The organism is Paraburkholderia piptadeniae, assembly GCF_900007165.1.
Lineage (GTDB): Bacteria > Pseudomonadota > Gammaproteobacteria > Burkholderiales > Burkholderiaceae > Paraburkholderia > Paraburkholderia piptadeniae.
The window spans coordinates 23,292-29,395 of record NZ_CYGY02000180.1 but is presented as its reverse complement, the minus strand read 5'-3'; the positions used below and the strand labels follow the sequence as shown (position 1 = coordinate 29,395).

The following is a 6,104-nucleotide window of genomic DNA, read 5'->3' as shown; positions in this document are numbered from 1 at the left end:
GATCCGTGCCACTCGAACGGGATTCGCTTCGGGGTCCCGTTCATATGCGGGACTGGTGAGGCTCCGGCGCGGTCTTGTCGGGCTGCGCCGGCATTCAAAACCGACAAACGCGCTCTATTCTGTCGCTGTTGCAACAAACATCATCTTTGCGTTACTTGCATTAACCAAATAATTTCGTTTAACTAATTATTATATCGACCGCAACGATGCATCACGGCGGCATTGTCAGAAAAAGGACATTGGCGACACGAACAACGTCGCCCGTAATCGACATATAACCGGCCGACATCCCAGCAAAGCGCTCTTTCAAGGATGATGCCTGTCTGGCACGAGCTTTGCAGATCCATCGGTGACAATTTCTAGAGACCGCTGACATGCTCAAACCGATCATCAACGACACAACACTCCGCGACGGCGAGCAGGCCGCCGGTGTCGCGTTTCGCCTTGAGGAAAAATGCGCGATCGCCGCATCACTGTCGCGAGCGGGGGTGGCCGAACTCGAAATCGGAATTCCCGCGATGGGCGAAGACGAAATCGCGTGCATCGAGGCTATTGTCGGCCTGAAGCTCGACGCCCGTCTGATGGTTTGGGGGCGGCTTACCGACGGGGATCTCACCGCGGCCTTGCGCTGCCATGCTGATATCGTTCATCTCTCGATTCCCGTTTCGGACATTCATTTGCAGCACAAGCTGCGGCAGTCGCGCAGTTGGGTACTGGCGCAAGTCGCACGCGTCGTCGAGGAAGCAGCGAAAAATCACTCCAAGATTTCTCTCGGCATGGAGGACGCCTCGCGCGCGGACCCCTCGTTCCTCATAGAAGTCGCTCGCTGCGCGCAGCGATATGGGGCGCAGCGTGTGCGCTTTGCAGATACCGTCGGTATGCTGGATCCCTTTAAGACCTTCCACGCCATTGCAGCGCTGCGCGATGCCGTCGATCTCGAGGTCGAAATTCATGCACACGACGATCTCGGGCTTGCCACAGCCAACACGCTCGCCGCTCTTGCGGCCGGCGCCACGCATGCGAACACCACCGTCAACGGCTTGGGTGAGCGTGCCGGCAATGCGGCGCTGGAAGAAATCGTGATGGGCGTGCGGCACCTGCTGGGACGGGACACCGGCGTCGACACGAGAGCGCTGCTCGACATTTCCTCGTTGGTCGAGCAGGCGTCAGGCCGTACGGTTTCATTCAACAAGAGCATCGTCGGTCGAGGTGTCTTTACTCACGAGTCGGGCATACACACCGACGGCGTCGCCAAGCATCCCACCACCTACGAGGGATTCGACCCAGCTGAGCTCGGCCGGCAACGGTCGATGATACTAGGGAAACACTCTGGATCTCAAAGCGTGCGTGAGGCCTACGACGCTTTGGGCGTGAGGGTGGGGGAGCGACTCATCCCGCGGCTGCTTGCGCGCATCCGCTCTTTCGCCACGCAGTACAAGCAGGCGCCCAGCGCAAGAGATCTGCACCAATTCCTGGCCCAAGCCCGCGGCACGCGAATGGAGACGTCTTGAGCGTGCTTATCGCGCCAAACTTGTCCAATAGGAGCAACGACATGCAAAGAGCTATCGAACAACTGCATCACCTTTCTTCGATCGAAGATTTCATGCGATTCTTCGAGATAACATTCGATGAAAAGGTGGTGAACGTGAGCCGCCTGCACATCCTCAAGCGCTTCTTCCAGTACATCGAGCAACAGGAACAACTGCCGCGTGACAACGCGACGGCCGTGCTCAACGTCTACCGAAGTCTGCTCCAGAAGGCCTACAACGACTTTGTTGTGTCCACGCCTGCGGAGCAGAAGGTATTCAAGGTTTTCCAGGAAGCGGACGGACGGAGGCTCGTCTCCCTTGACAAGGTGCGCGCGTCGTTGCTCGCCCGTGGCGCCGCCTGACCCGGAGTGCCTCAATGCATATTGTCGTCTGCATCAAGCAGGTCCCCGACTCGGCGCAGATCCGGGTTCATCCTGTCACCAACACCATCATGCGCCAAGGCGTGCCGGCAATCGTGAACCCGTACGACCTGTTCTCGCTGGAAGAAGCGTTGCGGATAAAGGATCGCTTCGGCGGCACGGTTACGATGCTCTGCATGGGACCGCCACAGGCTGAGGACGCGCTGCGTAAATGCGTCAGCTATGGCGCCGACGACGCCGTGCTCGTCACCGATCGTGCGTTCGCTGGCGCCGACACGCTCGCGACATCGTATGCGCTCGCCACCGCGGTCAGGCAGATCGCAAAGGAACAGGCGGTGGACATCGTCTTCACCGGCAAACAGACGATCGACGGCGACACCGCCCAGGTCGGCCCCGGCATCGCCAGGCGCCTCGGCGTCCAGTTACTTACTTATGTGTCCAAGATCGTCGAGATCGACTTCAACGCGCGGACGATCGTCGTCGAGCGCCGAGCCGAAGGCGGCGTGCAGGTACTCAAAACTGCATTGCCATGTCTTGTCACAATGCTCGAGAACACGAACGAACTGCGCTTCGCAACACTGCCCACAATGATCCACGCGGCAGGCTTCCCAGTGCGTAAATGGAACCGCGAGCAGGCCGGCATTGAGGACGCGAACAAAATCGGGCTGAAAGGCTCACCTACCGTCGTCAGCAAAGTGTTCGGCCCGACGCCGCGTGGTGAAAAGGCTGAGATGCTCGAACTCGGCGCGTCTAGCCTGCGCGACGTGTCGCTGAAACTGGTGCAGAAGATATTCACTCGCCATCCGACACTGGAGGCGGACGTGCTGATGAAGAGGGACTCATGAACTCGCCCGATGCCTCGGACAAGAAACCGGCCGCGCCAGCCAGACTGGCCGGCGGCCGTAACCTCGAGCTGCCCGAGCACCTGAAAGCCTACGAGGGTGTTTGGGTCTTTCTTGAGCACGACCGCGGTCACGTACATAGCGTGTCATGGGAACTGCTCGGTGAGGCGCGCAAGCTCGCGGACAAACTCGCCAGCAACGTCGCCGTGGTGGCGCTCGGCGGTACCGACGAGCCGCTTGAACAGTTTGCCACCCAAGCGTTCAGTTTCGGCGCGGACAAGGCATACGTGATTCACGATCCGGTGTTGCTCGGTTATCGCAACGAGCCGTTCACAAAGGGGCTGACCGATCTGGTCAACAAATACCGCCCTGAAATCCTGCTGCTCGGTGCAACCTCAATGGGCCGAGATCTCGCCGGCTCTGTGGCAACGACGCTCTCGACCGGCCTCACCGCCGACTGCACCGAGTTGAACATTGATCCGGCCTCGCGCGCGCTGGCGGCCACGCGGCCGACTTTCGGCGGCTCGCTGCTTTGTACGATCATGACGCTCGCATACCGCCCGCAGATGGCGACGGTGCGCCCGCGGGTCATGGCGATGCCCCAGGCGCAGACGGGCCGCGGCGGCGAGATCGTGAAGGAGGCGCTTGGGATCGTTGAGGCCGACATTGTGACCAAATTGCTCGACTTCATCGCCGATGCAAAAAGCAACCAGATCAACCTCCCCTACGCCGACGTCATAGTCAGCGGCGGCAAGGGACTAAAAAACCCGGAGAATTTCCGGCTCGTGTTCGATCTCGCACGCGTGCTCGGCGGCGAAGTTGGCGCGACCCGTCCGTGCGTGCAGGCGGGCTGGGTGGAAGCCGACCGGCAGGTCGGGCAGACAGGCAAAACCGTGCGGCCGAAACTCTACATCGCGGCGGGCATCTCGGGCGCGATCCAGCACCGCGTCGGTATGGAGAGTTCTGACGTCATCGTCGCGATCAACACCGACCCGAACGCACCGATTTTCGACTACGCGCACTATGGCATCGTCGCGGACGCACTGCAACTGCTGCCGGCGCTGACGCAGGCGTGCAAGGACCATCTGGAGCTGCAGCAGATGAGGAGTACAAGGAGAGCATGATGAAAAAAACCTCGCGATTCGATGCGATCGTCGTTGGTGCCGGACCGTCCGGCAACGCCGCGGCTTACGTGATGGCCAAGCGCGGACTGAAGGTGCTTCAGATCGAGCGCGGCGAATATCCGGGCAGCAAAAACGTTCAAGGCGCGATTCTCTACGCGAACGCACTGGAACAGATCATTCCGGACTTCCGTGACCACGCTCCACTCGAGCGCCACATCATCGAGCAGCGCATGTGGATGCTCGACGATACTTCGTTCGTGGGTACGCACGTGCGTAGCGACGACTACAACAAGCCACCGTACAACCGCTACACGATCATCCGTGCCCAGTTCGACAAGTGGTTCTCGTCAAAGGTGCGCGAGGCCGGCGCATTGCTGATCTGCGAGACCACGGTGAATCACCTGATCATGGATGGAGACCAGGTGGTCGGCGTGCAATGCGACCGGGAACAGGGCGAGGTCTATGCGGACATTGTGATTCTCGCGGACGGGGTCAACTCAACGCTCGCACGCAAGGCGGGCTTTCACGGCGAAATTGAGGCGAGCAACGTCGCGCTGGCTGTGAAGGAGATTCTCTTCATCCCCGAGGAGACCATTCGCCAGCGCTTTAACGTTGCCGATGAGGAAGGCGTCGTGATCGAGATGGTTGGCCGGATCACCGAAGGCATGGCAGGAACGGGGTTCCTCTACACGAACAAAGAATCGCTGACCATCGGCGTCGGGTGCATGCTGAGCGACTTCAAAAAAAACTCGAACCGCGTGAGCCCGTATGTGCTGCTCGAAAAAATGAAGCGTCATCCATCGATCGCGCCGCTCATCGCCGGCGGCGAGATGAAGGAGTACTGCGCCCACCTGATCCCCGAAGGGGGCTTCGATGCGATTCCGCAAGTGTACGGCAATGGCTGGATGATCGTCGGTGACTCCGGCGGCTTCGTCAACGCCGCGCATCGCGAAGGTTGCAACCTCGCCATGACGACAGGACGCCTCGCCGCCGAAACTGCCATCGCCGCAAAATTGGTTGGCCGTGGCTACCGCGCTAACGCACTAGCGACCTATAAGGACGCGCTCGACGACAGCTTCGTGATGAAGGACTTATACAAGTACCGCGACATGCCGAAAATCCTGCACCGCAGTCCACAGTTCTTTACGACATACCCTGATCTCGTCGCCAAGGCGGCCCGCACCATGATTACCGTGGATGGCGTCGACAAGAAGACCAAGAAGCAGGAGGTTATGGCAAGTTTCCGCGAAAGTCGATCACTGACCGGGCTCGTCGGCGACGCATACAAATTCTGGAGGGCCTTCCGATGAAAACGGTCACTGTCAACATCGAGGAAAAGCTGTTTCAGAACCGCTACCGCGTGGACGTAGGGCGGCCGCACGTCCACATCAAAAACGTTGACGTCTGCACCAACGACTGTGCCGACAAAAGCTGCACGTTCGTGTGCCCGGCGTCCTGTTATCGGAAGGAGAACAACGGCTCGGTCACGCTGATTACCGACGGCTGCCTGGAATGCGGCAGTTGCCGCATTCTGTGCACGGACCACCAAAACCTCGAGTGGGCGTACCCACGCGGCGGGCATGGCATCCTGTTCAAGTTCGGGTAGAGAAACACATCTTTATCAAATCAGCTCCCGACTTCGCAAAAGCGGGGGGGAGCCTCACCATCGGAGCAAGTTGATGAACCTCATTACCGGTACCGAATCGACCGACCTCTTCGGCGGCGACGTCCCTCCCGCCGTGCTACAGCTGATCGATACAACCCGCGGCGGCAACGATGAGGATGTCGCCGCCGCGTTGTGGACTGCGGTTCTGACGTACCCGCGCTGCCTGCCCCCCTACTATCTCCTGTATAAGTTCCACGCGAATCGTGGTGAACTTGGCGAGGCGCAGGAGGTCGCGACCAAGGCTTTGGCGGTCGCCGCCCGGCAAGCGTCGATCGACAGCAACTGGTGTGCGGTACAGCCGGGCGACGCCAACTTCACCATTCCGGGTCCTGGCCGCTTCTGGCTTTTCACGCTAAAGGCGCTGGCGTTCATCAGCGTGCGGCGCGGCGAGCGCGCCGCTGCACTGAAGCTGATCGCCAAGCTACGCAAGCTGGATCCTATCGATTGTGTGGGTTTCGACGTCGTGGAAGCTTTGCTCGCACAGTCCGGGTCGCGATAATTGCCACAGACTGGCAATACATCCTCGGCCCGGCTGCCGCGAAACTCCATGCGAGCTACTGACA

Annotated in this window: 7 protein-coding genes; all 7 read left to right on the top strand. The window is 60.0% G+C overall.

The features are described 5' to 3' along the window. Positions 1-374 precede the first annotated feature (374 nt). Positions 375-1,511, top strand: coding sequence for a homocitrate synthase (nifV, locus tag BN2476_RS44180; protein ID WP_087740392.1), 1,137 nt, complete (start codon positions 375-377; stop codon positions 1,509-1,511). A 41-nt stretch (positions 1,512-1,552) separates the two neighbouring features. Beyond that, positions 1,553-1,891 carry a nitrogenase stabilizing/protective protein NifW gene (gene nifW / locus BN2476_RS44175; protein ID WP_087740391.1) on the top strand — a complete coding sequence of 113 codons (339 nt, stop codon included), beginning with the start codon at positions 1,553-1,555 and terminating at the stop codon, positions 1,889-1,891. A 14-nt stretch (positions 1,892-1,905) separates the two neighbouring features. Next, complete coding sequence (locus BN2476_RS44170) at positions 1,906-2,754, top strand: electron transfer flavoprotein subunit beta/FixA family protein (RefSeq protein ID WP_087740390.1); 849 nt, start codon at positions 1,906-1,908, stop codon at positions 2,752-2,754. Beyond that, on the top strand, positions 2,751-3,875 hold the full coding sequence (locus BN2476_RS44165; RefSeq protein WP_087740389.1) for an electron transfer flavoprotein subunit alpha/FixB family protein: 1,125 nt from the start codon (positions 2,751-2,753) through the stop codon (positions 3,873-3,875). Before BN2476_RS44170 ends, BN2476_RS44165 begins: the two co-directional genes overlap by 4 nt. Next, complete coding sequence (locus BN2476_RS44160) at positions 3,875-5,185, top strand: FAD-dependent monooxygenase (RefSeq protein ID WP_087740397.1); 1,311 nt, start codon at positions 3,875-3,877, stop codon at positions 5,183-5,185. Before BN2476_RS44165 ends, BN2476_RS44160 begins: the two co-directional genes overlap by 1 nt. Beyond that, positions 5,182-5,481 (top strand): ferredoxin family protein, encoded by a 300-nt coding sequence (locus BN2476_RS44155; RefSeq protein WP_087740388.1) that lies wholly within the window; start codon positions 5,182-5,184, stop codon positions 5,479-5,481. Before BN2476_RS44160 ends, BN2476_RS44155 begins: the two co-directional genes overlap by 4 nt. Before the next feature lie 73 nt (positions 5,482-5,554). Further along, a complete protein-coding gene (locus BN2476_RS44150; protein WP_087740396.1) occupies positions 5,555-6,040 on the top strand; it encodes a hypothetical protein in 486 nt (161 codons plus the stop codon). Positions 6,041-6,104: the final 64 nt, after the last annotated feature.